Genomic DNA, 23547 nt, shown 5'->3' on the forward strand with positions numbered 1-23547 from the left:
GTATCAATGCACGGCAGGAGTCGCCGGTTCGGCATGGTCATGGCCGCCGCAGCCCATCAGCTCGGCCTGCTGCGGGCCGCTGACCTTGCGGTTATGGCTGGTCTTCCATTCCACCGCGCTGATGTCGGCGCGCTTGTGCGTCGCGTCGAGGGCGAACTTCACCTTGTCCTTGGATTGCGGCCCCCAGTCGTTGACGCGGCCGAGATCGTAGAACTTGCGCTCGAAGCCGGATTTGAGAAACGCTTTCAGGCAGCCGAGCAGATAGCGGCGCCGTTCGCCGGTGCCGGCCCAGGGATAGGAGAACAGCGCCTTGTTCATGTAGAAGCGCCGGTAGTTGTGCATCACCCGGTCGAGCAGCTCGGCGCGGTCCATGGCATCAGGCTTCATGATCGGCGAAACGAAATTGCACTTCTCGTAGTCGAACACCTCGACCTTGTCGCCGAGCTCGCGGAAGAGGTCGGAGAACGGCCATGGCGTGTACATCGCCCAGTTGGCGAGATCGGGCTTCCAGTCCCGCGCCATCCGGTAGGTCTCTTCCAGAGTCTCGCGGGTCTCGTTCTCCAGCCCGACGATGAACTGCGCCTCGACCACGATGCCGGCGTCGCGCAGCAGCTGGATCGCCTTCTTGTTCTGCGCGACGGTGGTCTCCTTGTTGAAGCGGTCGAGCTTGAGCTGCGCCGCCGCCTCGGTGCCGAGCGAGACGTGGATCAGGCCGGCCTTGCGGCACAGCGGCAGCAGCGCCTCGTCGCGCAGGATATCGGTGACGCGGGTGTTGATGCCCCACAGGATCCCGAGGTCGCGGCGGATCAACTCCTCGCAGAACGCCACGAACTTCTTCTTGTTGATGGTCGGCTCCTCGTCGGCGAGGATGAAGAAGCCGATGTCGTGGTCGCGGATCAGACCCTCGATCTCGTCGACCACGCGCTTGGGATCGCGAATCCGGTAGTCGCGCCAGAACTTCCACTGCGAGCAGAAGCTGCAGGTGAAGGGACAGCCGCGCGCCATGTTGGGAATGGCGACGCGCTTGCCCATGGGAATGTAGATGTACTTGCTCCACTCCAGCACGCCCCAGTCCGGCGTGATGGCGTCGAGGTTCTTCACCGTCGGCGCCGCCGCGGTGGCGACCACCGTCTCGCCGCCGCGGAAGGCGATGGCTTTGATGTCGTGGCGCTGCCCGGGCCAGCGCCCGTCTTCGAGCGCCCGCAGCAGGTTGACGAAGATCTCCTCGCCCTCGCCGCGCACGATCGCATCGATCCACGGCGCCTCCGTCAGCACCTGCTGATACATGAAGGTGGCATGGATGCCGCCCAGCACGGTCAGCGCCTTGGGATGAATCTCCTTGGCGATCTCAAATGTAAAGGAAGCATGACATCAGGTTGTCTTGACGCTTTGATGTGAATCAAATGCGGTTTGACGGGGGGCGGGTGCATTGCAGCGCTGCTGATGACCGGCGGCGCGTGGCGGCAGGCCTGCCTCAGGTCTGCCGCACGCTGTCACGGGTTTGCCGTAACGATTTTCGGCGGGGTCAAAGGCTCATGTTCATCGGCTCGGCGATGTAGTGGAAGCCGTCGCCATTCTTCACCACATGGCCAAAGCCGGGCCAGGCGAAGTGATAGGACATCACCGCGATCTTGTTGGCCGCGAGCATGTCGAGCATCTTGACCCGCGTCGCCGCCGCCATCTTCGGATCGGAATCGTAGGAGAACTCCATCCGCGGCTTCTCCATCAGCAGGATCGCGTGATGGGTGAGGTCGCCGAGGAAGGCGAAGGATTGGCCGTTCGACTGGATCATGAACATGTGGTGGCCGAAGGTGTGGCCGGGCGCTGCCAGCGCGGTGACGCCGGGGAGGAATTCCTGGCCGTCCTTGAAGAACACCAGGCGTTCACGCACCGGCATCAGGTTCTTTCGCGCGTGGACGATGAAGTCCTTGAGCGGCGAGCCGAGCTTGCCCTCGTCGGTCCAGAACTTGAGGTCCTCCTCGCTGATATAGACCTGCGCATTGGGAAACAGCGGCTTGTCGTTGGCGTCGACGATGCCGCCGATATGATCGACGTGGGCGTGCGAGCACACGATGGCGTCGATGTCCTCCGGCTTGAGACCGGCCTCGCCGATACTCTTCATCAAACGCCCGGTAGTCGGCCCGAATAATTTCGACGTGCCCATGCCGGTGTCGAACATGATCAGCCGGTCGTCCATGTTGACGATCGGAATGTTCTGCTCGAGCACCACGTTGCCGGGATCGAGGAAGTTGTCGGTGAGCATCTTCTTCACCTCCTCCTGGGGCACGCCGATGAAGGTGCCGGAGGGATCGCCGAGCGGCAAAGGTCCGTCTGAGACCACCGAGACCTCGGCGCTGCCGAGCATGAAGCGATGGAAGTAGGGCGATTGCGTTCCGAGCTTGGGCGCCTTCGCCAATGCGCCTCCGCCGACCATGCTGGTGGTCAGTCCGGCACCGAGGGCGAGCAGCGAGCGTCGCGACAATTCGAGCGTCATTCGGAATCTCCCTTGATTGCTTTCTTGCCGCTGTCAGGCGGGCCGCCCGATTGGCCGGGCGCGTGCGCATATGCTGCCCCCGCCGCCAAATGCTGGCAAGCGGAACCGCGAAGAGCGAAACGGCGTCACAGAAGTTTCATGCGTTGCGGTCGTTGACGCGACGCAGCGAAGCCGTGTGTCAATCTGGGGCATGCACGCGCAGCACGCGTGAGCCCCGGATATCAATGCATCAGCCGCGCTTCTTCTCGATCACGTCCCACAGCCGTGCTGCCACATCCGGGCCGCCAAGCCTGGCGATGGCGCGGATGCCGGTCGGCGAGGTGACGTTGATCTCCGTGAGGTTGCCGTCGATCACGTCGATGCCGACGAACAGCAGCCCGCGCTCGCGCAGCGCGGGGCCGAGCCGTGCGCAGATCTCGCGCTCGCGCGGCGTCAGCTCGGTCTCCTTGGCGGCGCCGCCGCGCACCATGTTGGAGCGCAGGTCGTCTTCGGCCGGCACGCGGTTGACCGCGCCGGCGAATTCGCCGTCGATCAGGATGATGCGCTTGTCGCCGTGTTTCACTTCGGGAAGGAAGCACTGGATCACCCACTGCTCCTTGAAGGTCACCGAGAACATGTCGTAGAGCGAGCCGAAATTCATGTCCTGCGGCAGCACGCGAAACACCGCGGCGCCGCCATGGCCGTGCAGCGGTTTCATCACCACCGCGCCATGCTCGGCGCGGAACGAATTGATCTCGCCGAGATCGCGCGAGATCAGCGTCGGCGGCATCAGGTCGGAAAAGCCCATCACGAAGATCTTTTCCGGCGCGTTGCGCACGGAGGCTGGGTCATTGACCACCAGCGTCTTCGGATGGATGCGCTCGAGCAGGTGCGTCGAGGTGATGTAGGCGAGATCGAACGGCGGATCCTGGCGCAGCAGCACCACGTCGAAGGATTCCATGTTGACGCGCTCGGGTTCGCCGAGGCTGAAGTAATCGCCCTCGACGTCGCGCACGGTCAGCTTCTGCACCGGCGCCACCACGTTGTTGCCGCGCAGTGAGAGCTTGTCCGGGGTGTAATAGGACAATGCGTGGCCGCGCTTCTGCGCCTCCAGCATCATGGCAAAGGTCGAATCGCCCTTGTGGTTGATGCGCGCGATGGGGTCCATCTGGACGGCGACGTTCAAGGTCATGCAGGAAATCCGGAGTTGTGGTCGGGAAGGTGGAGGGTCAGGCGCTGGCGTCGAATGCCGCTAACAGATGGCGTGGCAGATGTCCCGGCGCAATCAGCATGACGTCGAAACGCAGGTCGAATTCGGCGTGTTCGGGGTGGGTCATCAGCCAGGCCTGCGCGGCCTCGACGATACGGCGCTGCTGCCGCGGTGTCACCGCATAGGCGGCCTCGTCGAGGCTGGCCCGCGCCTTGACCTCGACAAAGGCGACCAGGCGGCGCCGGCGCGCGACGATGTCGATCTCGCCATAGGGCGAGCGAAACCGCCGCGCCAGGATCGAATAACCCTTGGCGATCAGCCAGGCGGCGGCACGGCTTTCGGCCGAGAGGCCGGTGCGGAACGCGGCCACGCGCTCCGGCGCGGGGACTTTCGCCGCCGGCGCGCCGTGCGCGAGCTCGTCAGTCTTCCGTGTCTTCGCCATCTTGGCGGTCCGGCCGGTTCTGCTTGGCGAGTTCGAGGGCGCGGGCATAGATCTCGCGGCGCGGCCGGCCCGACACCTCGACGGCATGGGCCACCGCATCCTTGACGCTGTCATGCGCCAGCGAGGCGCGCAGCATGGCGTCGAGATCGCCCTCGGTCATCAGTTGCGCATCGGCTGCCGGCGGGCCGATCACCAGCACGAACTCGCCGCGGGTCTCAAGTTCGCCAGCCACGGCGGCAAGTTCGGAGACTTTTGCGCGGCGCACTTCCTCATGCATCTTGGTCAGTTCGCGGCAGATCGCGGCGTCGCGGTTGCCCATGATGTCGGCGAGGTCGGCCAGCGTGTCCTGCACGCGGTTGCCGGAATCGAACATCACCAGCGTGGCGTCGATGCGCGACAGTTCGGTCAGGCGGGCGCGGCGCGCCATCTGCCGCGACGGCAGAAAGCCTTCGAAGAAGAAGCGGTCGGTAGGCAATGCCGCTACGGCGAGTGCCGCCAGCACCGAGGACGGGCCGGGGAGGGCGATGACGTTGAATCCGGCGGCGTAGACCTCGCGCACCAGCTTGAAGCCGGGATCGGAAATCAGCGGCGTGCCGGCGTCGGAGACCAGCGCGATGGAGGCGCCCTGGGCGAGCTTTTCGAGAATTTTCGGCCGCGCCTGCTCGGCATTGTGCTCGTGATATTGCTTCAGCAGCCCGGAAATCGAATAGCGCTCGGTCAGCCGCCGTGTGATCCTGGTGTCCTCGCAGGCGATGATGTCACAGCCAGCCAGCGTTTCCAGCGCGCGGATGGTGATGTCGCCGAGATTGCCGATCGGGGTGGCCACCAGATGCAGCCCGGGCGCCGCCTTCGGCGCCGTCAGCAGGTGGCCGGAGATGGCGAAGGTCCGCGCCGAGGCCGGCTGCGGATCCGCGGGGAGCGATGGGGAGGCTTGAGTTGGGCGCATCGCGCCAATGTAGGGAATTGCAGAAACCGGGGACAGCCGTTTTTCCGACATTTCGCTTCCGTTCATCGGCGCCATGCCATGGTCGGTGGGTGACCGGGTTGAACCGGCCATAAAGCTTTTGTTTTGGTTAACTTTTTGCCGACAATATGTCGGAATTGACCCTCCATGTCTGGAGGTGGAAGTCCGGGCCGATCTCGGTCGGTCGAGGAAGAAATGCGATGGCGGGACCGTTCAATCCCAGGTTTGGCAGGCAGGGTTCGAGCCGGCGCACCGCGCTCGGGCTGCTTCTTGGCGCGCCCCTGCTGGGCGCCTGTGCCGGAGTCCAGCAGACCCTGAGTAACAATTTTGGTGGTGGCCCCGGCCAGCCGCCGGCCGGCCCGGCGCAGCAGCCGCTCGCAGTCGGAACCGGCCAGGTCAAGGTCGGGCTGCTGCTGCCGCTGTCGGCGGCGGGCAATGCCGGCGTTGCCGCGCAGTCGATGAAGAACGCCGCCGAAATGGCGCTGGCCGAATTCCAGAATCCCAATATCCAGCTGCTGATTAAAGACGACGCCGGCAGCCCGCAGGGCGCCCAGCAAGGCACCCAGCAGGCGCTCGACGAAGGCTCGGAAATCATTCTCGGACCGCTGTTCGCGCAGTCGGTGCCGGCGACGGCGCAACTGGCGCGCGCCCGCGGCGTCTCGGTGATCGCATTCTCCACCGATGCCAGCGTGGCCGGCCGCGGCGTCTATCTGCTCAGCTTCCTGCCGGAGTCCGACGTTAACCGCATCATCGATTACGCCGCCTCGACCGGAAAGAAATCCTTCACCGCCATGCTGCCGGAAAATGCCTATGGCAATGTGGTGGAAGCCGCGTTCAAGCAGGCGGTCGCCCGCAAGGGCGGACGCATCGTGGCGTTCGAGAAATACGGCACCGACCGCAGCAATGCCGCCCGCAACATCGCGGCGGCGCTGGGCGGCGCCGACGCGCTGTTCCTGGCTGACGATGGCGACGCCGTGGTGACCACCGCCGATGCGCTGGTCGGGGCGGGCGCCAATCTGCGCAACGTGCAACTGCTCGGCACCGGGCTGTGGGACAATCCGCGGGTCTATGGCAGCGCCAATCTGCAGGGCGGCCTTTACGCCGCGCCGGATCCGTCCGGCTTCCGTGCCTTCGCCGGTCGCTACCGCGCCAAGTACGGCGCCGATCCGGTGCGCACCGCGACGCTGGCCTATGACGCGGTGGCGCTGGTCGCCGCGCTCGCCCGCACCCAGGGCGGCCAGCGCTTTTCGCCGGAGGTGCTGACCAATACGTCGGGCTTCGCCGGCATCGATGGCCTGTTCCGCTTCCGCAGCGACGGCACCAACGAGCGCGGCCTCGCGATCATGCGCGTGGCGCCCGGCGGCGGTCAGTCGGTAGCGGGATCGCCGAAGAGTTTCGGGACGTAACACTGAAACTTGTCCCGGACGCAGTGCAGTGCGCCTCCATCAGGAGGCGTAGTGCACTGCAGAGCCGGGACCGTACCAAACTCGGTCGCCCGCGATGGTCCCTGCTCTGCGGAGCGGCATGAAGGATGCCGCACCGCGTCCGGGACAAGTTCAGGCCGCCAGATCCGCGACCACCGCATCGAGCACTGGAAAGCCCTCCTGCGTGACGCGCAGGCGGCCGCTGTCCTCGACAACGATGGCGCCTTCGTCGCGCAGGATTCTGATGCGGTCGGCATCGAGCGCGCGGCCGGAGAGCGCCTTGTAGCGCGCGGGGTCGATGCCTTCCCTGAGCCGCAGCCCCATCAGCAAAAACTCGTCGGCGCGTTCTTCGCTGTTCAGCAGGTCGTCGGTGATGACGCCATCGCCGGTGTCCTCGACGCGCGTCACCCAGGCCTCCGGCCGCTTCTCGGTGGCGATGGCGTGGCGGATACCGTCGATGTCGAGCCGGCCGTGGGCGCCCGGGCCGATGCCGGCATATTCCTGGCCGCGCCAGTAAACGAGGTTATGTTTGCATTCCGCGCCGGGGCGGGCGTGGTTGGAAATCTCGTAGGATGGCAGGCCCTGTTGCGCGCAGACCTCCTGTGTCACGTCGTACAGACGCCGCGCCATGTCTTCGTCCGGCGTCTTCAGCTTGCCGGCGGCGTGCAGGCCGAAGAACGGCGTGCCTTCCTCGATGGTCAGTTGATACAGCGACAGATGCTCGGCGGCTTCCGAGATCGCGAGCTTGAGTTCGCTGGTCCACATCTCCGGCGTCTGGTCGGGGCGCGCATAGATGAGATCGAAGGAATAGCGATCGAAGGCGCTGCGCGCGATCGCCACCGCATCCAGCGCCTCGCGCGCAGTGTGGAGACGGCCGAGGGATTTCAGCGAGGCATCGTCGAGTGCCTGCACGCCGAGCGAGACGCGATTGACGCCGGCGGCGCGGTAGCCGTGAAAACGCGTCGCATCGACGGAGGTCGGATTGGCTTCCAGCGACACTTCGGCATCATCAGCGACGTGCCAGTGCTTGCCGATGGAATCGAGGATGGCGCCGATGGTCTGCGGCTTCATCAGCGACGGCGTGCCGCCGCCGAAAAAGATCGACGACACGGTGCGGCCGGGTGTGCGCGCCGCGGTGGTCTCGATCTCGCGCGCGAAGGCGCGGGCAAAACGTTCCTCGTCGATCGGCTGGTGGCGGACATGGCTGTTGAAGTCGCAATAGGGACACTTCGACAGGCAGAACGGCCAGTGCACATAGACGCCGAAGGCGTCCTGTCTCGCGTCAGCGCTCAAGGCAGATCTCCGCCAGTTTGACGAAGGCTTTTGCGCGGTGCGACAGGCCGAGGCCGAGTGGCGGCAGGCCGTGCTTCTCGATGCTGGTCATCTCGCCGAATGTGCGGGTGTGGCCGTCCGGCAGGAACGACGGGTCGTAGCCGAAGCCGGCATCGCCACGCACCGGCCACACCAGCGTGCCGTCAGCGCGGGCCTCGACCTCTTCCAGATGCCCGTCGGGCCAGGCGACGCACAGCGCCGAGACGAAATGCGCCTTGCGCTTGTCCGGCGTGGTGGCGCCGCGCTCCTGCAGCAGTCGTTCGATTTGCGTCATCGCCGCGGTGAAATCCTTGGACTCGCCGGCCCAGCGCGCGGAGTAGATGCCCGGAGCGCCGTCGAGCGCGTCCACCACCAGACCGGAATCGTCGGCAAAGGCCGGCAGTTGCGCAGCCTGCGCTGCGGCAATCGCCTTGATGGCGGCATTGGTTTTAAAAGTATAGCCGGTCTCGTCGGGCTCGCCGAGCCCGAGTTCGCCGGCAGAGACGGCCTCGATGCCGTAAGGCGCCAGCAGCTCGCGCATCTCGGCCAGCTTGCCGGGATTGTGGGTGGCGATCACGAGGCGGCCGGTGATTCGGCGATGTTGAGTCATGAGAGAATCTTAGTCCGTAGCCCGGATGGAGCCAACGGGTCGCGCGAAGCGCGCCCGATGATAAACTCCGCGCAATACGGGGCCCGCGTGCATGTGATGAATGGGAATCCCGGATTTCGCTTGGCTCCATCCGGGCTACGGCAGTTACGCCACCGCGATCTTCTGCAGCTCGACCAGCCGGCCGATGCCCTGTTGCGCAAGGCCCATCAGCTTCAGGAATTCGTCCTGCGAGAACGGGGTCTTCTCCGCTGTGCCCTGCACCTCGATGATGCGGCCGTCACCGGTCATGACGAAGTTGGCGTCGGTATCGGCCTCGGAATCCTCGGCATAGTCGAGGTCGAGCACCGGGGTGCCGTTGTAGATGCCGCAGGAGATCGCCGCGATATTGTCGCGCAGCACCTTGTCGCCGTCGCCGTTCTTGAACATGTTGCGGCTCTTCATCCAGCCGATGCAATCGGCCAGAGCTACCCAGGCGCCGGTGATCGAGGCTGTGCGGGTGCCGCCGTCGGCTTGGATCACGTCGCAGTCGATAGTGATCTGGCGTTCGCCGAGCGCTTCGAGATTGACCGCGGCGCGCAGCGATCGGCCGATGAGGCGCTGGATCTCGACGGTGCGCCCGCCTTGCTTGCCGGCTGCGGCCTCGCGGCGGGTGCGCTCCAGGGTGGCGCGCGGCAGCATGCCGTATTCGGCGGTGACCCAGCCCCGCCCCTGGCCCTTGAGCCACGGCGGCAGCCGTTCTTCCAGCGTCGCCGTCACCAGCACATGGGTGTCGCCGAATTTCACCATGCAGGAGCCTTCGGCATATTTGACCACGCCGCGTTCCAGCGACACGGCGCGCAGTTCATCGGGCGCACGACGGCTTGGCCGCATGAGTAAAATCCTTCCGAAAATTCAAAAAAGCCAGTTCGCGGTGCTTTTAGGGGGTGGGCCGGCAGCGGCAAGGGCTGCACGGACCTATTGCCGCAATGGGTGCTTGTAAGTCGGGCCCCGGAGCGACAAATTAGGGGCTGTCACAGGAGTTGCCCTTGGCCCATCACGATCCGATCGGCCTGATTGCCGCCAATGCCGGGCTCGCGCAGCTCAACGAGCGGTCGCGTGAGATTTTCCGGCAAATTGTCGAAAGCTACCTGGCCACCGGCGAACCGGTCGGCTCGCGCAACATTTCCCGCCTGATCACGGTGCCCTTGTCACCGGCGTCGGTGCGCAATGTGATGTCGGACCTCGAGCAGCTCGGGCTGATCTACGCTCCGCATACCTCCGCCGGGCGGCTGCCGACCGAGCTCGGCCTGCGCTTTTTCGTCGACGCCCTGATGCAGGTCGGAGATCTCACCGAACCGGAGCGGCAGTCGATCCAGGCCCAGTTGAGTTCCGCCGGCCGCCCGCAGTCGGTCGAGGCGGCGTTGGGCGAGGCGCTGACCCGATTGTCCGGCCTGACCCGCGCAGCGGCGGTGGTTCTGACCGCCAAGGCCAATTCGCGGCTGAAACACATCGAATTCGTCCGGCTGGAGCCGGAACGGGCGCTGGTGGTGCTGGTGTCCGAGGACGGCCAGGTAGAAAACCGCGTGCTCACCCTGCCGCCGGGGGTGCCGACATCGGCGCTCACCGAGGCCACCAACTTCCTCAATGCGCGGATTCGCGGCCGCACCCTCGACGAGGCCCGGCTGGAACTGGAGACGGCGCTGGCGCAAAACCGCGCCGAACTCGACCAGCTCACCCACAAGGTCATCGCCGCCGGCATCGCCGGCTGGTCGGGCGGCGACAATGACGACCGGCAGCTGATCGTCCGCGGCCACGCCAACCTGCTGGAGGATCTCCATGCGCTGGAGGATCTGGAGCGGGTCCGGCTGCTGTTCGACGATCTCGAGGCCAAGCGCGGCGTCATCGACCTCTTGGGCCGGGCCGAACGCGCCGAGGGCGTCCGGATCTTCATCGGCTCGGAAAACAAGCTGTTCTCCCTGTCCGGTTCCTCGACCATCATCGCGCCCTATAGCGACGGCGCCGGTCAAATCGTCGGCGTGCTCGGCGTGATCGGACCGACCCGGCTGAATTATGCGCGGGTGATCCCGATGGTCGACTATGCCGCAAGGGTGGTCAGCCAGATGCTCGGCGGATGACCGGACGCCGCCCCGATTTACCGGTTGCGCTTGATTTTTGCCCTGCAAACCACGATATCCGGCGCAGCAATCCCCCATACCAAGCGTTTTTCAGAAGGCAGCGTGATGACTGATTCCAACGGGTCGAACGAGAATCCCGAAAAGCAGGCTCAGCCCGCCGAACCGGTGGTCTCCAAGCCGTACATCATGCCCGACGATCCGGAGCCGAATTCGGTCGAGGCCCTGACCAAGGAAGCCGCGGAATCGCGCGACAAGATGCTGCGCACGCTGGCGGAAATGGAAAACCTGCGCAAGCGGACGCAGAAGGAGATCGCCGACGGTCGCACCTATGCGATCACCAATTTCGCCCGCGAGGTGCTGGATATTGCCGACAGCCTGCAGCGCGCCCTCGATGCGCTGCCCGCCGAGACCAAGGCCCAGGCCGAATCCGGCATCAAGGCGCTGATCGAAGGCGTCGAGCTGACTGAGCGCTCGCTGCACAACACGCTGGAAAAGAACGGCGTCAAGAAATTCGATCCGGCCGGTGAGAAGTTCGATCCGAACTTTCAGCAGGCGATGTACGAGGTGCCGGACGCTTCGGTGCCCGCCGGCACCGTGGTGCAGGTCGTGCAGGCCGGCTACACCATCGGCGACCGCGTGCTGCGCCCGGCGCTGGTCGCGGTGTCCAAGGGCGGCGCCAAGGCCGCCGCATCGGAGTAATCGTAGTCTGTCGTCACCCGGCTTGACCGGGTGACCCAGTATTCACTTAAAGGTCTGAGTTTACTGGATCGCCCGGTCCTGGCGCGCAATTGCGCGCAGGCCGGGCGATGACAGCCGAGTATGACGTAAAGGCGTTGTGCCTCTACGCCACCAGATCCGTCGAATTGATCCGCCTCACCCCGGCCTTGGCCATATCGGCCCAGGCCTTCGCCAGCGAGCCCTGGGTGTCGATGCCGCGGCAGGCGTCCTCCACGACATAGGTGTCGAAGCCGGCTTTGCGCGCGTCGAGGGCGGACCAGGCCACGCAGAAATCCGTCGCCAGGCCGGCGATGAACACGCGTTGCAGCTTGCGTGACTTCAGGTAGGCGGCGAGGCCGGTCGTGGTCCTGCCATCGGCTTCGGTGAAGGCCGAATAACTGTCGACGTCCTTGTGAAAACCCTTGCGGATCACCAGCCCGGCCTGCGGGATCGCGAGGTCTTTGGACAGCCCGGCGCCGTCGGTGCCCTGCACGCAATGGTCCGGCCACAGCACCTGTTTGCCGTATTTCAGGTCGACGGTCTCGAACGGCTTCTTGCCGGCGTGGGACGAGGCGAACGAGACGTGACCCGGCGTGTGCCAGTCCTGGGTCATCACCACATCGGCGAATTTCTTCGCCATAGCGTTGATGACAGGCACCACCTTGTCGCCGTCCTTCACCGCGAGGCTGCCGCCCGGCAGGAAGCAGTTCTGCACGTCGATCACCAGCAGCACGGATGTCTTGTCGATGCTGACCTTGCCTGCAGCCTGTCCCGTTTTCGGCACCAGACTGGCCATGGCCGCGACTCCCAACCCCGCAACAATCTCTCGTCTGTTCGGCATCGCTGATCTCCCGAAGAACACCAGCAAATCAGGTCGCGGGGAGCCGGTAAAGGCGGATGCGCGGCCGAGGCGGACCAAATTTCAGCCGCCGCCTGCATGTTTTGCGCGCCGTCAGCGCGGCTCGATGCCGTCGCGCACCGCCCGGAACCGCGGGAAGGCCTTCGACCAGTCGTCGCGCGGCGTGCTGGCAACGATCCGCATCGCCACATTGCCGCTGGTGAAACGCAACCATTGCACCACGGTGACCGGGGTGTTGGCCTTGCCGCTGACCGCGTCGATGCGCGTCTCGTAACCGGGGGCGCCGTCGAGCCGCATCGGCTCGGACATGGTGATCCTGGCGTCGCGCAGGCCCGGGATCATTGTCGCCGCCTGCTGGGCGAAACGGCCGCGATCTTCCGCCTTTTCCGGCGCCGAGGCGGTGGTGCCGATCACCATGTAGGGCGACGCTTCGACGCCGGTTTCGGCGGCTTCGTCGGTGGCGTCAGTCAGCAGGATGGTTGCGCCCGGCGCCAGCGTGCGCACCGTCTTGAAGTTGCTCATCTCGGTGATCTTGAAGGGCAGCAGGCCGAGCTGTTCCTCGATCGGCACTTCCTTGCGCACCGACGCGGAAGAGAACATCTGGCGCACCGCGTCGTCGGTGTAGATCTTCATGGCGTTTTCCGGGACCTGCACGGCAATGTAGCCGGAGAAGGTGCCGCCCGGCATGATCATCGAATAGCGCCTGATGTTGCCGGTGGCATCCTTGCCGTTCTCGACGGTGTAATAGGCCTTGCCCGCTGCCGTCTCGAGGGTCTCGGGCTTCACGCCGCCGGCGGGGCCGGCCTTGAAGGCGTTCTCGACCTCGCCATAGGCGGCGGCCGGAAGCTCCGTGACCAGCACCTTGACGCCCTGGTCGGAGGTCTCGAAGCCGGTGAAGGTCTTCGCCGGCGCCAGGCCGACCAGCGGCGTCATGCCGATCCTCAGGCCCGGCGGGTAGACCGCGTCGGCGGCGAGAGCCGAGGTCGCGGCCCCCAGCAACAGGGTCAGCGCGAAAAGCGGAGCGATGTTTTTCATGAAAATCTACTGGGTTCGCATTGCGGCTGTACGATGGTCGCGGACTGCGGCCATTGATGCCAGGACGCCGCAGCCGACGGCCATGCTGTAGCGGATTTCGCGTTCCGGCAACAGATCAGGGCCCAATGCGTTCCCGTCCGGTCCGCCCCTGCCGCCCGGCGCAACCGGCCGGATCGATTAATCTTTTGCCTTGCAGGCGTTTTCCTTGGCTTGGCCATGGGTCCGGTCCTTGCGGCCCCCACCCCCCCTCCTATATGAGGCCTACCGTCGCAATATCGCGAGCATTTGATTATTGGGGGTTTGGATTGGTGCGCCGTCAGGGCCCAGCCAACCTGCCGCAAAAAGAAGGGTATGAGGACCATGGGAAAGGTCATTGGCATCGATCTCGGCACCACGAATTCGTGCGTCGCCGTCATGGATGGAAAGTCACCTAAAGTCATCGAGAACGCGGAGGGCATGCGCACGACGCCGTCCATCGTTGCTTTCAGCGACGACGGCGAACGCCTCGTTGGCCAGCCGGCCAAGCGCCAGGCCGTGACCAATCCCGAGCGCACCATTTTTGCGGTCAAGCGCCTGATCGGCCGCCGCTACGACGATCCGACCGTGGAGAAGGACAAGAAGCTTGTCCCCTACAAGATCGTCAAGGCATCGAACGGCGACGCCTGGGTCGAGGCCGACGCCAAGACCTACTCGCCCTCGCAGGTCTCCGCCTTCATTCTGCAGAAGATGAAAGAGACCGCGGAAGCCCATCTCGGCGCCAAGGTCGACCAGGCCGTCATCACGGTCCCCGCTTACTTCAACGACGCCCAGCGCCAGGCCACCAAGGACGCCGGCAAGATCGCCGGCCTTGAAGTGCTGCGCATCATCAACGAGCCGACCGCGGCGGCGCTGGCCTACGGTCTCGACAAGTCGAAGAGCGGCACCATCGCGGTGTACGATCTCGGCGGCGGCACCTTCGACGTCTCGATCCTCGAGATCGGCGACGGCGTGTTCGAAGTGAAATCCACCAACGGCGACACCTTCCTCGGCGGTGAAGATTTCGACATGCGCCTGGTCAGCTATCTCGCCGACGAATTCCAGAAGGAGCAGGGCATCAACCTGCGCAACGACAAGCTTGCCTTGCAGCGCCTGAAGGAAGCCGCTGAAAAGGCCAAGATCGAGCTGTCGTCGACCACCCAGACCGAAATCAACCTGCCCTTCATCACCGCCGACGCTTCGGGTCCGAAGCATCTGACCATGAAGCTGACCCGCGCCAAGTTCGAAGCGCTGGTGCAGGATCTGGTCGAGAAGACCATCGAGCCTTGCCGCAAGGCGCTCAAGGACGCCGGTCTGACCGCGGCCGAGATCGGCGAAGTGGTTCTGGTCGGCGGCATGAGCCGCATGCCGAAGGTTCAGGAAGTCGTCAAGCAGCTGTTCGGCAAGGAGCCCCACAAGGGCGTCAACCCGGATGAGGTCGTCGCGATCGGCGCCGCCATCCAGGCCGGCGTGCTGCAGGGCGATGTCAAGGACGTGCTGCTGCTCGACGTGACCCCGCTGTCGCTGGGCATCGAGACGCTGGGTGGCGTGTTCACCCGCATCATCGAGCGCAATACCACGATCCCGACCAAGAAGAGCCAGGTGTTCTCGACCGCCGAGGACAACCAGAACGCCGTGACCATCCGCGTCTTCCAGGGCGAGCGTGAAATGGCGGCCGACAACAAGCCCCTCGGTCAGTTCGACCTGATGGGCATTCCGCCCTCGCCGCGCGGCATGCCGCAGATCGAGGTCACCTTCGACATCGACGCCAACGGCATCGTCAACGTGTCGGCCAAGGACAAGGCGACCGGCAAGGAACAGCAGATCCGCATCCAGGCGTCCGGTGGTCTTTCGGAAGCCGACATCCAGAAGATGGTCAAGGACGCCGAAGCCAACGCCGCCGACGACAAGAAGCGTCGCGAAGCGGTGGATGCCAAGAACCACGGCGACGCCCTGGTTCACACCACGGAGAAGGCCCTCACCGAGCACGGCGACAAGGTTGCCGCGCCCGAACGCCAGGCCATCGAGGATGCTTTGAGCGACCTCAAGGAAGCGCTGAAGGGCGACGACGCCGAGGCGATCAAGACCAAGACCCAGACGCTGGCGCAGGCTTCGATGAAGCTCGGCGAGGCGATGTACACCCAGCAGGCCGAGGCCGACGCGGCCAAGGATGCCGCGAAGGATGACGTGGTCGACGCGGAGTTCACCGAAGTCGACGACGACAAGCCGAAGAAGTCGGCCTGATAGGCGAGCAAAATGGTGGCCCTCATCCGGAGCAGCGCGTAGCGCGTCTCAAAGGATGAGGGTCATTTTTTGTTAAGTGAGGGGCGGCATCCTGTGAAGCGAGTTGCTTCGGATGCGCCTCGGATGAGGACGAACTTCGGGCGGATTTGACGGATGTCGACCACCAAGCGCTGCTATTACGAGTCCCTTGAAGTCGAACGCACGACGGATGACGCTGGCCTGAAGTCGGCGTTCCGCAAGCTGGCGATGAAATGGCATCCGGACAAGAATCCGGGCGATGCCGCCGCCGAGTCCCGTTTCAAGGAAATCGCCGAAGCCTACGAGGTCCTCAAGGACGGCGACAAGCGCGCCGCCTATGACCGCTACGGCCATGCCGCCTTCGAGCAGGGCAATGGCGGCGGCGGCGCGGGCTTCGGCTCCGGCTTCGCGTCCTCGTTCTCCGATATCTTCGAAGACCTGTTCGGCATGGCCGGCCAGCGCGGCGATCGCAGCAGCGGCGGTCGCGAGCGCGGTGCCGACCTGCGCTACAACATGGAGATCACCCTCGAGGAAGCCTTCACCGGCAAGACCGCCCAGATCGAGATTCCGGTGGCGGTGACCTGCGAGTCCTGTTCCGGCACCGGCGCCAAGGCCGGCACCAAGCCGAAGACCTGCACGACCTGCGGCGGCGCCGGCCGGGTGCGCCAGGCGCAAGGCTTCTTCACGCTGGAACGGACCTGCCCGAGCTGCCAGGGCCGCGGCCAGATGATCGAGGATCCCTGCCCGGGCTGCGAAGGTGCCGGGCGCATCGAGCGCGAGCGTACTTTGTCAGTCAATATCCCGCAGGGCGTTGAGGACGGCACCCGCATCCGGCTATCCGGCGAGGGCGAGGCCGGGGTCCGCGGCGGGCCGGCGGGCGACCTGTACATTTTCCTGTCGCTGGCGACCCATGAATTCTTCCAGCGCGACGGCGCCGACCTGCATTGCCGCGTGCCGATCTCCATGGTGACGGCATCGCTGGGCGGCGAGTTCGAGGTGCCGACCATCGAGCGCGGCAAGACCAAGGTGAAAGTGCCGTCCGGCACCCAGTCCGGTCGCCGTTTCCGCGTTGCAGCGAAGGGCATGCCGGTGCTTCGTTCGCGGCAGATGGGCGACATGTATGTTCAGGTGGTGGTCGAGACGCCGCAGAACCTGACCAAGAAACAGCAGGAGCTGCTGGCCGAGTTCGAAAAGCTGTCGTCCGGTGCAACGCAACCGGAGGCGGCGGGTTTCTTCACTAAGGTCAAGGACTTCTTTGGCACCCGGGCCGGCTCCTGAGGTCCGATTCGCTTGACCGTTCGAGCCTTGGCCTGTACCTCTTTATGACCAAATTCTGACAGCCCGCGTTTCGCGGTCCCGCCTGGAAGCGACATGCCTCTGCAATCGTCCGCGCGAGCGTTGAAAAAGCCCCAGCGTCTTGACGATGAGGTGCGTTTCCTGCGGTCATGGATCGAGAAGCCGCTGCGTATGGGCGCGGTGATGCCGTCGGGCAAGGTGCTTGCCCGCACCATGGCGCAGTATGTCGATGTCGATTCCACCGGTCCTGTGATCGAACTCGGGCCAGGCACCGGCGCGATCACCACCGCATTGCTGGCCCACGGCATCGACCAGAAGCGTTTGGTGCTGGTCGAATTCAATCCCGCCTTCTGCGCGCTGCTGCGCGAACGTTATCCGCAGGCCACCGTGGTGCAGGGCGACGCCTATGCGCTGCGCGACACGTTGTGGAACGTGCTGAAGGAGCCGGCGGCCGCGGTGGTGTCCGGGCTTCCGCTGGTGACCAAGCCGATGCTGACCCGGCTCAAGCTGATCCGCGATGCGTTCGTCGCTCTGGCGCCTGGCGCGCCGTTCGTGCAGTTCACCTATTCGGTGGCGCCCCCGATTCCCAAGACGCTGCCCGGCGTATCCACAGAGGCGTCCGAGCGGATCTGGATGAATCTTCCGCCCGCCCGCGTCTGGGTGTATCGCAAGGGCTGATACGGTCCGATGCCGTGACCTCGCGGCGGGCCAGCCCCGAACGCGATTGAATCATGTCCGCGCTGAAAATCCTCGTCATTCCCGGCTCATTGCGCAGCGGTTCGCTGAATGCGCGGCTCGCGGCCGTTGCCATTGACGAGCTGGTGCGCGCCGATGTCGAGGTGACCCTGCTGTCGCTCGGCGATTTTCCGCTGCCGATCTATGACGGCGACCTGGAGACGTCCGGCGTGCCGAAACACGCCGTCAATCTGAAGCGCATGATCGGTGCGCATCATGGCGTGCTGCTCGTCACCCCCGAATATAATTCATCGCTGCCGCCGCTGCTCAAGAACGCCATCGACTGGGTCTCGCGGGTCCAGGATGCCCACGAGACACGGGGCGAGGTGTTTCGCGGCCGGCCGTTCGCGATCGCCGCGGCATCGGGCGGGCGGCTCGGCGGCAGCCGCTGCCTGCAGGCGCTGCGTCTGGTGCTGTCGGCGTGCCGGGCTTTGGTGATCCCGAACCGGCTGGCGCTGTCCTTCGCCAATGACGCCTATGACGAGACCGACCGGCTCAAGCACGCCGCCGACAGGGAGGTGCTGTCCGCGATGGTGCGGCGGCTGGTCGATGTCGCGCAGCAAATGAAGTGAGGTGAGATGCAGTCCCCGAACATGACTCCCCGCGACCGGCTGATTGTCGGTCTCGACCTGCCGAGCGTTGAAGCCGCCGAGGCGATGATCGCGCGGCTGGGCGACAGCGTGACCTTCTACAAGATCGGCTACCAGCTCGCTTATGCCGGCGGCCTGCCGCTGATCCGCAAGCTGGCCGATGCAGGCAAGAAGGTGTTCGCGGACCTCAAGCTGCACGACATCGGCAATACGGTGGCGAGCGGCGTCGCAAGCGTGGCTTCGCTCGGCGCCACCTTCCTCACCGTGCATGCCTATCCGCAGACCATGCAAGCCGCGGTGCAGGGACGCGGCAGCTCGAGCCTGAAGATCCTCGCGGTCACCGTGCTGACCTCCTATGACGACAACGACCTGCAGGCCGCCGGCTACCGGCTCGGCGTCACCGAGCTGGTCGAGGCCCGCGCCCGCCAGGCCCAGGCGCTCGGCATCGACGGCATCGTTTGCTCGCCCGAAGAGGTCGCCAACCTCCGCAGCATCGTCGGACAACAGATGACCCTGGTGACCCCCGGCGTGCGCCCGGCAGGCAGCGCGCTCGGCGACCAGAAGCGGGTCATGACCCCCGGGGACGCCATCCGTGCGGGAGCCGACCATGTGGTGGTGGCGCGACCGGTGATGCAGGCGTCCGATCCCAAAGCGGCGGCGGAAGCCATTGTCGAGGAAATCGCGGAGGCGGTTCGGTCTTAGTATTGTGCCCCGGACTCGATGCAACACGTAGTGTTGCTTCGCAGAGCCGGGGTCCCGGTATCGAGAAAATCGGGATCCCGGGTCTGCGCAGCAGCGTAAAGAACGCTGCAGCGCGCCCGGGAAACAAGGGAAGTTGCTGCAAGAAACAACGAAATCACGGAGGACCATATGGCCAAGGGTTACTGGGTCGCACGCATCGATGTGCACAACATGGACGGCTACAAGGACTACATCGCGCAGAACGGCGCGGTATTCGCGGCATTCGGCGCCAAATTCCTGGTGCGCGGCGGGCAGCACGAGACGCGGGAGGGCAGTTCCCGCTCGCGCAACGTGGTGCTGGAATTCAAGGACTACGCCACCGCGCTGGCCTGCTACAATTCGCCGGAATACCAGCGTCTGGTGGCGATGCGCGCGCCGCATTCCGAAGGCGATCTGGTGATCATCGAAGGCTATGACGGTCCGCAACCTTAAGCATGGCGTCACTGTTTCAGCCGTTTGACGCCCGGTATCCGACGGCGCGTGTTGCCGCAGGGCCGCGGCGTGGTTATATCGCCCCTACAGACTTGAAAGGCGTTCGATGTCCCCAATGCGATTGATCGTTGCTGGCGCCGGCGGCCGCATGGGCCGGGCATTGATCCGCGCCATTTCGGACACCGAAGGCGCCGTGGTGGTCGGAGCGCTGGAAGCGCCGACCTCGGAACTGCTCGGCAAGGATGCCGGCGTGCTGGCCGGACTGCCGGCCAGCGGCGTCAAGCTGTCGGCCGATCTGTGGACCATGTCGAAGGATGCCGACGGCATCCTCGACTTCACCGTTCCCGCCGCCACCATCGCCAATGTGGCGATCGCCGCCGAGCGCGGCATCGTCCATGTGATCGGCACCACCGGGCTGTCGGCCTCCGACAATGCGGTCATCAAGAGCGTCACCTCGCAGGCCATCGTGGTGCAGTCGTTCAACATGAGCCTCGGCGTCAACCTGCTGGCGGCGCTGGTCAAGCGCGTGGCGCAGTCGCTTGGCGAGGGCTTCGACATCGAGATCGTCGAGATGCATCACCGCGCCAAGATCGACGCGCCGTCGGGCACCGCTTTGATGCTCGGCGAAGCCTGCAGCGCAAGGCCGCGGCATCGTGCTGGCGGATCATTCGGCGCGCGGCCGCGACGGCATTACCGGCGCCCGCACTGCCGGCGACATAGGCTTCGCCAGCCTGCGAGGCGGCACCGTGTCGGGCGATCACAGCGTGATCTTCGCCGGGCCCTATGAGCGCATCGAGCTGACGCACAAGTCCGAGGACCGCATGCTGTTCGCCCACGGCGCGCTGAAGGCGGCGCTATGGGCGCATGGCAAGAAGCCCGGACTGTATTCGATGGCCGACGTGCTCGGCCTGGGTGACATCTAAGCAGAAACGGAATCAGGAATGACCGACCGCCTTCTCGTGCTCGTGCGTCACGGCCAGAGCGACTGGAATCTGAAAAATCTCTTCACCGGCTGGAAGGACCCCGACCTCACCGAGAAGGGCGTGGCCGAGGCGAAGGAAGCCGGGCAGAAGCTGAAGGCGCAGGGGCTGGTGTTCGACATCGCCTTTACTTCGGCGCTGACCCGGGCCCAGCACACGCTGGATCTGGCGCTGACGGAGATGGGCCAGACCGGCCTGCCGATCACCCGGCATCAGGCGCTGAACGAACGCGACTACGGCGATCTGTCCGGCCTCAACAAGGACGACGCCCGCAAGAAGTGGGGCGAGGAGCAGGTGCTGATCTGGCGCCGGTCCTACGACGTGCCGCCGCCCGGCGGCGAAAGCCTCAAGGACACCTTGGCCCGCACGTTGCCGTATTACGTGCAGGAGATCCTGCCCTGCGTGCTGCGCGGCCAGCGCACGCTGGTCGCCGCCCACGGCAACTCGCTGCGCGCGCTGATCATGGTGCTGGAGAAGCTGTCGCCGGAAGGCATCCTGGCCCGCGAACTGGCCACCGGCGTGCCGATCATCTACCGGCTCAATGCGGATTCCACGGTGGCGTCGAAGCTCGATCTGGCGGGGTAGGTCTCGTACCCCGGACGCAGCGCAGTGCGCCGCGGAGCGGCGTAGTGCGCTGCAGATCCGGCCCATTTGTGATCAAGGGCTGGGTCCCGGATCTGCGAAGCGGCATAAGAATGCCGCATCGCGTCCGGGACACGATTGGAAGTCTAGTAGTTCCCCCCTACCTGACCCGCTTTCCAGCCCTCTCAACTGTCATCGCCCGGCCGGCGCGCAATTGCGCGCCTGGACCGGGCGATCCAGTAATCGCCGGCAGTCGTGATGGAGTCGCGGCGCCGGTGTCTACTGGATCCCCGCATGCGCGGGGATGACATGAGAGTTTGAGGCACCGACGTGGCGGCGTATCAATTCGCCCCCACCTGACCCGCTTCCCAGCCGATCATCGCCTGCTTGCGGGTGATGCCCCAGTGATAGCCGGTCAGCGCGCCGGACTTGCCGAGCGCGCGATGGCACGGCACCACGAAGGAGATCGGGTTCTTGCCGACCGCCGCACCCACGGCACGCGAGGCCTTCGGGCTGTCGATCTTGCTGGCGATGTCCGAGTAGCAGACCGCGCGGCCCATCGGGATCTTCAGCAGCGTCTCCCAGACCCGGACCTCGAAATCGGTGCCGATCAGCAGCACGCGCAGCGGCTGCTCCGGATTCCACAGCCTGGCGTCGAAGATGCGCCGCGCCATGGCGGCGGTGCCTGCATTGTCCGCAATGAATGTCGCGCGCGGCCAGCGCGCGGCCATGTCGGCGAAGGCCGGCTGCTCCTCGCCGGGATCGGAAAATGCCAGTCCGGCAAGCCCGCGATCGCTGGAGATCACGATGGCCGAGCCGAACGGACAGGGATGGAAGCCATAGCGCAGCTCCATGCCGGCGCCGCCGGTTTTCCATTCGCCGGGCGACATGGCCTCATGGGTGACGAACAGGTCGTGCAGCCGGCCGGGGCCGGACAGGCCTGAGTCCAGCGCCGCGTCGAGCACGCTGGCGGAATCGCGCAGCAGGCCCTTGGCATGGTCCAGCGTCAGCGCCTGCATGAAGGCCTTCGGCGTGAGCCCGGCCCAGCGCCGGAACAGGTGATGCAGCTCATCGGGCGTGAGTCCGGCGGCGTCGGCGATGGCCTCGATCTCCGGCTGGCTGCGCCAGCGCGCCGAGATGAAGGCGATGGCGCGGCGCACGCAATCATAGTCGCGCAAGGCGGCATCCTGGGCGCCGGGCCGGGTGAGGCGATGGTCACTCATCGCTAGGTTTTTGGCGAGGTTCATCATGGCTGCAAGCTAGCCCCGGGCAACGTTGCCAACCACCCGATTTCCGACCTGCGGTCATGTCAGCGGATTATAGGTCGGGCCCCGTTTGGCGGCCTGCAGCGCGGCTCTGAAGGCTTTGACGAAGCTGGCTTTTTCGTCCGGTCCGAGGAACCTGGCGATGGACACCCGCCGGCCGCGCGAGACCAGGAACGGCTGCTCGATGCCGAATTCTTCGTGGGTGACATGGTCGAGCTGGACCCACAGCGGATTGAGCACCCATTCGACCACCTGGCCGCGATGGCTGACCCGGCGCACCCGCAGCTCGGTCGGCGTGACGGTGATCTCCTCGGTGTCCCCGGCGCGGCGGTAGCTGACCCGGAACGCCCACCAGATCGCCAGCACGTCGAGGCCGAAAAAGCCGAACACCGGCCAGGCGCCCATCATCAGGAAGACGATGCCGGCGATGAACGAGACGCCACCGACGAACAGCATCAGCGCCAGAAAGCCGGTGCGGCTGAGCGAGCGGTGTGGGGTCAGCAGCGCCGTGAACAGCTTTGGCTCTGCCGCTTCGTCAAAATCGTTGCCGGGTGTCATCGGCTGTCAGTATATCCCGATCATGGCGAAAATCACCCGCAAGCTGCCGGCCAGGAAAATCGGAACCGCCGCAAAATCCGTCGGCGCCACGCCGAAGGCCAAAGTCGGCAAGGCTGCGCCGAAGCCGAAAAAGCTGAAACCCAATTCTTTAAAGCCTTGGAGCCCTGCCGAGGTCCGTGAGGCCTTCGTGCGCTTCCGCCGGGTGAATCCGGAGCCGAAGGGCGAGCTGGAGCACGTCAATCCGTTCACGCTGCTGGTGGCGGTGGTGCTGTCGGCCCAGGCCACCGACGCCGGCGTCAACAAGGCGACCCGCGCCCTGTTCGCCATTGCCGACACGCCGCAGAAGATGGTCGAACTCGGCGAGGAGACAGTGCGCGAGCACATCAAGACCATTGGTCTCTACCGCAACAAGGCCAGGAACGTCATCGCGCTGTCGGAGAAACTGATCGCCGAATTCGGCGGCGTGGTGCCGCGCACCCGCGCCGAGCTGGAATCGCTGCCCGGTGCCGGCCGCAAGACCGCCAATGTGGTGCTCAACATGGCGTTCGGCGAACACACCATGGCGGTGGACACCCACGTGTTCCGCGTCGGCAACCGCACCGGCATGGCACCGGGCAAGAACGTGCTCGAGGTCGAGCTCGAGCTGGAGCGTGCGATCCCGGAGGAGTTCATGATGCACGCGCATCACTGGCTGATCCTGCACGGGCGCTACACCTGCCTGGCGCGGCGGCCATTGTGCGAGAAGTGCGTGATCAACGATCTCTGCAGGTGGCCGGAGAAGACGGTGTAGCTGACGTGTATTGGACGCTGTCGCGTTTCCCGGACGCGGTGCAGCGCACTTGCGCTGCTCCGCGTCCGGGATCCAGCTTTCTTAGCTGAGCTGGGCCCCTGATCTTCAGCGCACCACGCTGCAAGTGCAGCGTAGTGCACTG

The 23547-nt window shown here is 65.3% G+C and carries 22 protein-coding genes and 2 pseudogenes; 12 read left to right on the plus strand and 12 right to left on the minus strand.

The annotated features are described in order from the left end of the window. Positions 1-3 precede the first annotated feature (3 nt). The 5 genes and pseudogenes from bchE to rsmI all read right to left on the minus strand — a co-directional run. Positions 4-1350: pseudogene (bchE, locus tag ACUXVA_RS06435) on the minus strand (magnesium-protoporphyrin IX monomethyl ester anaerobic oxidative cyclase); the annotation flags it as partial. A gap of 175 nt (positions 1351-1525) precedes the next feature. Then, positions 1526-2494, minus strand: coding sequence for an MBL fold metallo-hydrolase (locus tag ACUXVA_RS06440; protein ID WP_265081041.1), 969 nt, complete (start codon positions 2492-2494; stop codon positions 1526-1528). Positions 2495-2723: 229 nt separating this feature from the next. Beyond that, positions 2724-3665: a glutathione synthase gene (gene gshB / locus ACUXVA_RS06445; RefSeq protein WP_265081040.1), complete on the minus strand. Its 942-nt coding sequence runs from the start codon at positions 3663-3665 to the stop codon at positions 2724-2726. Positions 3666-3702: 37 nt separating this feature from the next. Further along, positions 3703-4125 (minus strand): YraN family protein, encoded by a 423-nt coding sequence (locus tag ACUXVA_RS06450; RefSeq protein ID WP_265081039.1) that lies wholly within the window; start codon positions 4123-4125, stop codon positions 3703-3705. After that, positions 4103-5071: a 16S rRNA (cytidine(1402)-2'-O)-methyltransferase gene (gene rsmI, locus ACUXVA_RS06455; protein WP_265083906.1), complete on the minus strand. Its 969-nt coding sequence runs from the start codon at positions 5069-5071 to the stop codon at positions 4103-4105. Before rsmI ends, ACUXVA_RS06450 begins: the two co-directional genes overlap by 23 nt. 218 nt (positions 5072-5289) lie before the next feature. Here rsmI and ACUXVA_RS06460 point away from each other — a divergent pair, with 218 nt between their 5' ends. Next, complete coding sequence (locus ACUXVA_RS06460) at positions 5290-6495, plus strand: penicillin-binding protein activator (RefSeq protein WP_265081038.1); 1206 nt, start codon at positions 5290-5292, stop codon at positions 6493-6495. Between the two features lie 150 nt (positions 6496-6645). Here the strand turns inward: ACUXVA_RS06460 and hemW are convergent, their stop codons facing one another. The 3 genes from hemW to rph form a co-directional block, all read right to left on the minus strand. Then, complete coding sequence (hemW, locus tag ACUXVA_RS06465; RefSeq protein WP_265081037.1) at positions 6646-7806, minus strand: radical SAM family heme chaperone HemW; 1161 nt, start codon at positions 7804-7806, stop codon at positions 6646-6648. Next, entirely contained in the window at positions 7796-8434 is a 639-nt protein-coding gene (rdgB, locus tag ACUXVA_RS06470) for an RdgB/HAM1 family non-canonical purine NTP pyrophosphatase (protein WP_265081036.1), read from the minus strand. The genes hemW and rdgB overlap by 11 nt, the downstream gene beginning before the upstream one ends. Positions 8435-8578: 144 nt before the next feature. After that, positions 8579-9304 carry a ribonuclease PH gene (rph, locus tag ACUXVA_RS06475; RefSeq protein WP_265081035.1) on the minus strand — a complete coding sequence of 242 codons (726 nt, stop codon included), beginning with the start codon at positions 9302-9304 and terminating at the stop codon, positions 8579-8581. Positions 9305-9459: 155 nt separating this feature from the next. On the opposite strand from rph, the gene hrcA reads away from it, so the two are divergent. Together hrcA and grpE are read left to right on the plus strand one after the other, a co-directional pair. Beyond that, positions 9460-10548 carry a heat-inducible transcriptional repressor HrcA gene (hrcA, locus tag ACUXVA_RS06480; RefSeq protein WP_445491338.1) on the plus strand — a complete coding sequence of 363 codons (1089 nt, stop codon included), beginning with the start codon at positions 9460-9462 and terminating at the stop codon, positions 10546-10548. Positions 10549-10653: 105 nt separating this feature from the next. Beyond that, a complete protein-coding gene (gene grpE, locus ACUXVA_RS06485) occupies positions 10654-11247 on the plus strand; it encodes a nucleotide exchange factor GrpE (protein ID WP_265081033.1) in 594 nt (197 codons plus the stop codon). A gap of 142 nt (positions 11248-11389) precedes the next feature. Here grpE and pncA read toward each other — a convergent pair whose 3' ends face one another. Together pncA and ACUXVA_RS06495 are read right to left on the minus strand one after the other, a co-directional pair. Then, complete coding sequence (pncA, locus tag ACUXVA_RS06490) at positions 11390-12106, minus strand: bifunctional nicotinamidase/pyrazinamidase (protein ID WP_265081032.1); 717 nt, start codon at positions 12104-12106, stop codon at positions 11390-11392. Between the two features lie 111 nt (positions 12107-12217). Beyond that, positions 12218-13159: a hypothetical protein gene (locus tag ACUXVA_RS06495; RefSeq protein ID WP_265081031.1), complete on the minus strand. Its 942-nt coding sequence runs from the start codon at positions 13157-13159 to the stop codon at positions 12218-12220. Positions 13160-13519: 360 nt separating this feature from the next. Between ACUXVA_RS06495 and dnaK the strand changes: the two genes are divergently transcribed. The 8 genes and pseudogenes from dnaK (at position 13520) to ACUXVA_RS06535 (ending at position 20795) form a co-directional block, all read left to right on the plus strand. Then, positions 13520-15418 carry a molecular chaperone DnaK gene (gene dnaK / locus ACUXVA_RS06500; RefSeq protein WP_265081030.1) on the plus strand — a complete coding sequence of 633 codons (1899 nt, stop codon included), beginning with the start codon at positions 13520-13522 and terminating at the stop codon, positions 15416-15418. Positions 15419-15571: 153 nt separating this feature from the next. Next, positions 15572-16714 carry a molecular chaperone DnaJ gene (gene dnaJ / locus ACUXVA_RS06505; RefSeq protein ID WP_265081029.1) on the plus strand — a complete coding sequence of 381 codons (1143 nt, stop codon included), beginning with the start codon at positions 15572-15574 and terminating at the stop codon, positions 16712-16714. A 93-nt stretch (positions 16715-16807) separates the two neighbouring features. After that, positions 16808-17410 (plus strand): class I SAM-dependent methyltransferase, encoded by a 603-nt coding sequence (locus tag ACUXVA_RS06510; RefSeq protein WP_265081028.1) that lies wholly within the window; start codon positions 16808-16810, stop codon positions 17408-17410. 53 nt (positions 17411-17463) lie between these two features. Next, positions 17464-18039 (plus strand): NADPH-dependent FMN reductase, encoded by a 576-nt coding sequence (locus ACUXVA_RS06515; RefSeq protein WP_445491343.1) that lies wholly within the window; start codon positions 17464-17466, stop codon positions 18037-18039. 6 nt (positions 18040-18045) lie between these two features. Beyond that, positions 18046-18759, plus strand: a complete 714-nt coding sequence (gene pyrF / locus ACUXVA_RS06520) for an orotidine-5'-phosphate decarboxylase (RefSeq protein WP_265081026.1) — start codon at positions 18046-18048, stop codon at positions 18757-18759. A 168-nt stretch (positions 18760-18927) separates the two neighbouring features. Next, complete coding sequence (locus ACUXVA_RS06525; RefSeq protein WP_265081025.1) at positions 18928-19230, plus strand: DUF1330 domain-containing protein; 303 nt, start codon at positions 18928-18930, stop codon at positions 19228-19230. 106 nt (positions 19231-19336) lie between these two features. Then, positions 19337-20153: pseudogene (dapB, locus tag ACUXVA_RS06530) on the plus strand (4-hydroxy-tetrahydrodipicolinate reductase). Between the two features lie 18 nt (positions 20154-20171). Further along, positions 20172-20795, plus strand: coding sequence for a 2,3-bisphosphoglycerate-dependent phosphoglycerate mutase (locus ACUXVA_RS06535; RefSeq protein ID WP_265081023.1), 624 nt, complete (start codon positions 20172-20174; stop codon positions 20793-20795). Positions 20796-21133: 338 nt separating this feature from the next. Here the strand turns inward: ACUXVA_RS06535 and ACUXVA_RS06540 are convergent, their stop codons facing one another. After that, positions 21134-22042, minus strand: a complete 909-nt coding sequence (locus ACUXVA_RS06540) for a bifunctional helix-turn-helix domain-containing protein/methylated-DNA--[protein]-cysteine S-methyltransferase (protein WP_265081022.1) — start codon at positions 22040-22042, stop codon at positions 21134-21136. A 54-nt stretch (positions 22043-22096) separates the two neighbouring features. After that, positions 22097-22615, minus strand: coding sequence for a DUF2244 domain-containing protein (locus ACUXVA_RS06545; protein ID WP_445491346.1), 519 nt, complete (start codon positions 22613-22615; stop codon positions 22097-22099). Positions 22616-22637: 22 nt separating this feature from the next. Here ACUXVA_RS06545 and nth point away from each other — a divergent pair, with 22 nt between their 5' ends. Then, a complete protein-coding gene (gene nth, locus ACUXVA_RS06550) occupies positions 22638-23405 on the plus strand; it encodes an endonuclease III (RefSeq protein WP_265081020.1) in 768 nt (255 codons plus the stop codon). Positions 23406-23547 lie beyond the last annotated feature (142 nt).

This window comes from Rhodopseudomonas sp. RCAM05734 (assembly GCF_052658035.1).

Bases quoted from the DNA above. Each gene is read 5' to 3' on its own strand.
- ACUXVA_RS06525 (WP_265081025.1), top strand. From the start codon at position 18,928: ATGGCCAAGGGTTACTGGGTCGCACGCATCGATGTGCACAACATGGAC.
- nth (WP_265081020.1), top strand. From the start codon at position 22,638: ATGGCGAAAATCACCCGCAAGCTGCCGGCCAGGAAAATCGGAACCGCC.
- grpE (WP_265081033.1), top strand. From the start codon at position 10,654: ATGACTGATTCCAACGGGTCGAACGAGAATCCCGAAAAGCAGGCTCAG.
- ACUXVA_RS06495 (WP_265081031.1), bottom strand. From the start codon at position 13,159: ATGAAAAACATCGCTCCGCTTTTCGCGCTGACCCTGTTGCTGGGGGCC.
- rph (WP_265081035.1), bottom strand. From the start codon at position 9,304: ATGCGGCCAAGCCGTCGTGCGCCCGATGAACTGCGCGCCGTGTCGCTG.
- ACUXVA_RS06510 (WP_265081028.1), top strand. From the start codon at position 16,808: ATGCCTCTGCAATCGTCCGCGCGAGCGTTGAAAAAGCCCCAGCGTCTT.
- ACUXVA_RS06545 (WP_445491346.1), bottom strand. From the start codon at position 22,615: ATGACACCCGGCAACGATTTTGACGAAGCGGCAGAGCCAAAGCTGTTC.
- pncA (WP_265081032.1), bottom strand. From the start codon at position 12,106: ATGCCGAACAGACGAGAGATTGTTGCGGGGTTGGGAGTCGCGGCCATG.
- rdgB (WP_265081036.1), bottom strand. From the start codon at position 8,434: ATGACTCAACATCGCCGAATCACCGGCCGCCTCGTGATCGCCACCCAC.
- rsmI (WP_265083906.1), bottom strand. From the start codon at position 5,071: ATGCGCCCAACTCAAGCCTCCCCATCGCTCCCCGCGGATCCGCAGCCG.
- ACUXVA_RS06450 (WP_265081039.1), bottom strand. From the start codon at position 4,125: ATGGCGAAGACACGGAAGACTGACGAGCTCGCGCACGGCGCGCCGGCG.
- ACUXVA_RS06540 (WP_265081022.1), bottom strand. From the start codon at position 22,042: ATGATGAACCTCGCCAAAAACCTAGCGATGAGTGACCATCGCCTCACC.
- dnaJ (WP_265081029.1), top strand. From the start codon at position 15,572: ATGTCGACCACCAAGCGCTGCTATTACGAGTCCCTTGAAGTCGAACGC.
- ACUXVA_RS06515 (WP_445491343.1), top strand. From the start codon at position 17,464: ATGTCCGCGCTGAAAATCCTCGTCATTCCCGGCTCATTGCGCAGCGGT.
- gshB (WP_265081040.1), bottom strand. From the start codon at position 3,665: ATGACCTTGAACGTCGCCGTCCAGATGGACCCCATCGCGCGCATCAAC.
- ACUXVA_RS06440 (WP_265081041.1), bottom strand. From the start codon at position 2,494: ATGACGCTCGAATTGTCGCGACGCTCGCTGCTCGCCCTCGGTGCCGGA.
- dnaK (WP_265081030.1), top strand. From the start codon at position 13,520: ATGGGAAAGGTCATTGGCATCGATCTCGGCACCACGAATTCGTGCGTC.
- pyrF (WP_265081026.1), top strand. From the start codon at position 18,046: ATGCAGTCCCCGAACATGACTCCCCGCGACCGGCTGATTGTCGGTCTC.
- ACUXVA_RS06535 (WP_265081023.1), top strand. From the start codon at position 20,172: ATGACCGACCGCCTTCTCGTGCTCGTGCGTCACGGCCAGAGCGACTGG.
- ACUXVA_RS06460 (WP_265081038.1), top strand. From the start codon at position 5,290: ATGGCGGGACCGTTCAATCCCAGGTTTGGCAGGCAGGGTTCGAGCCGG.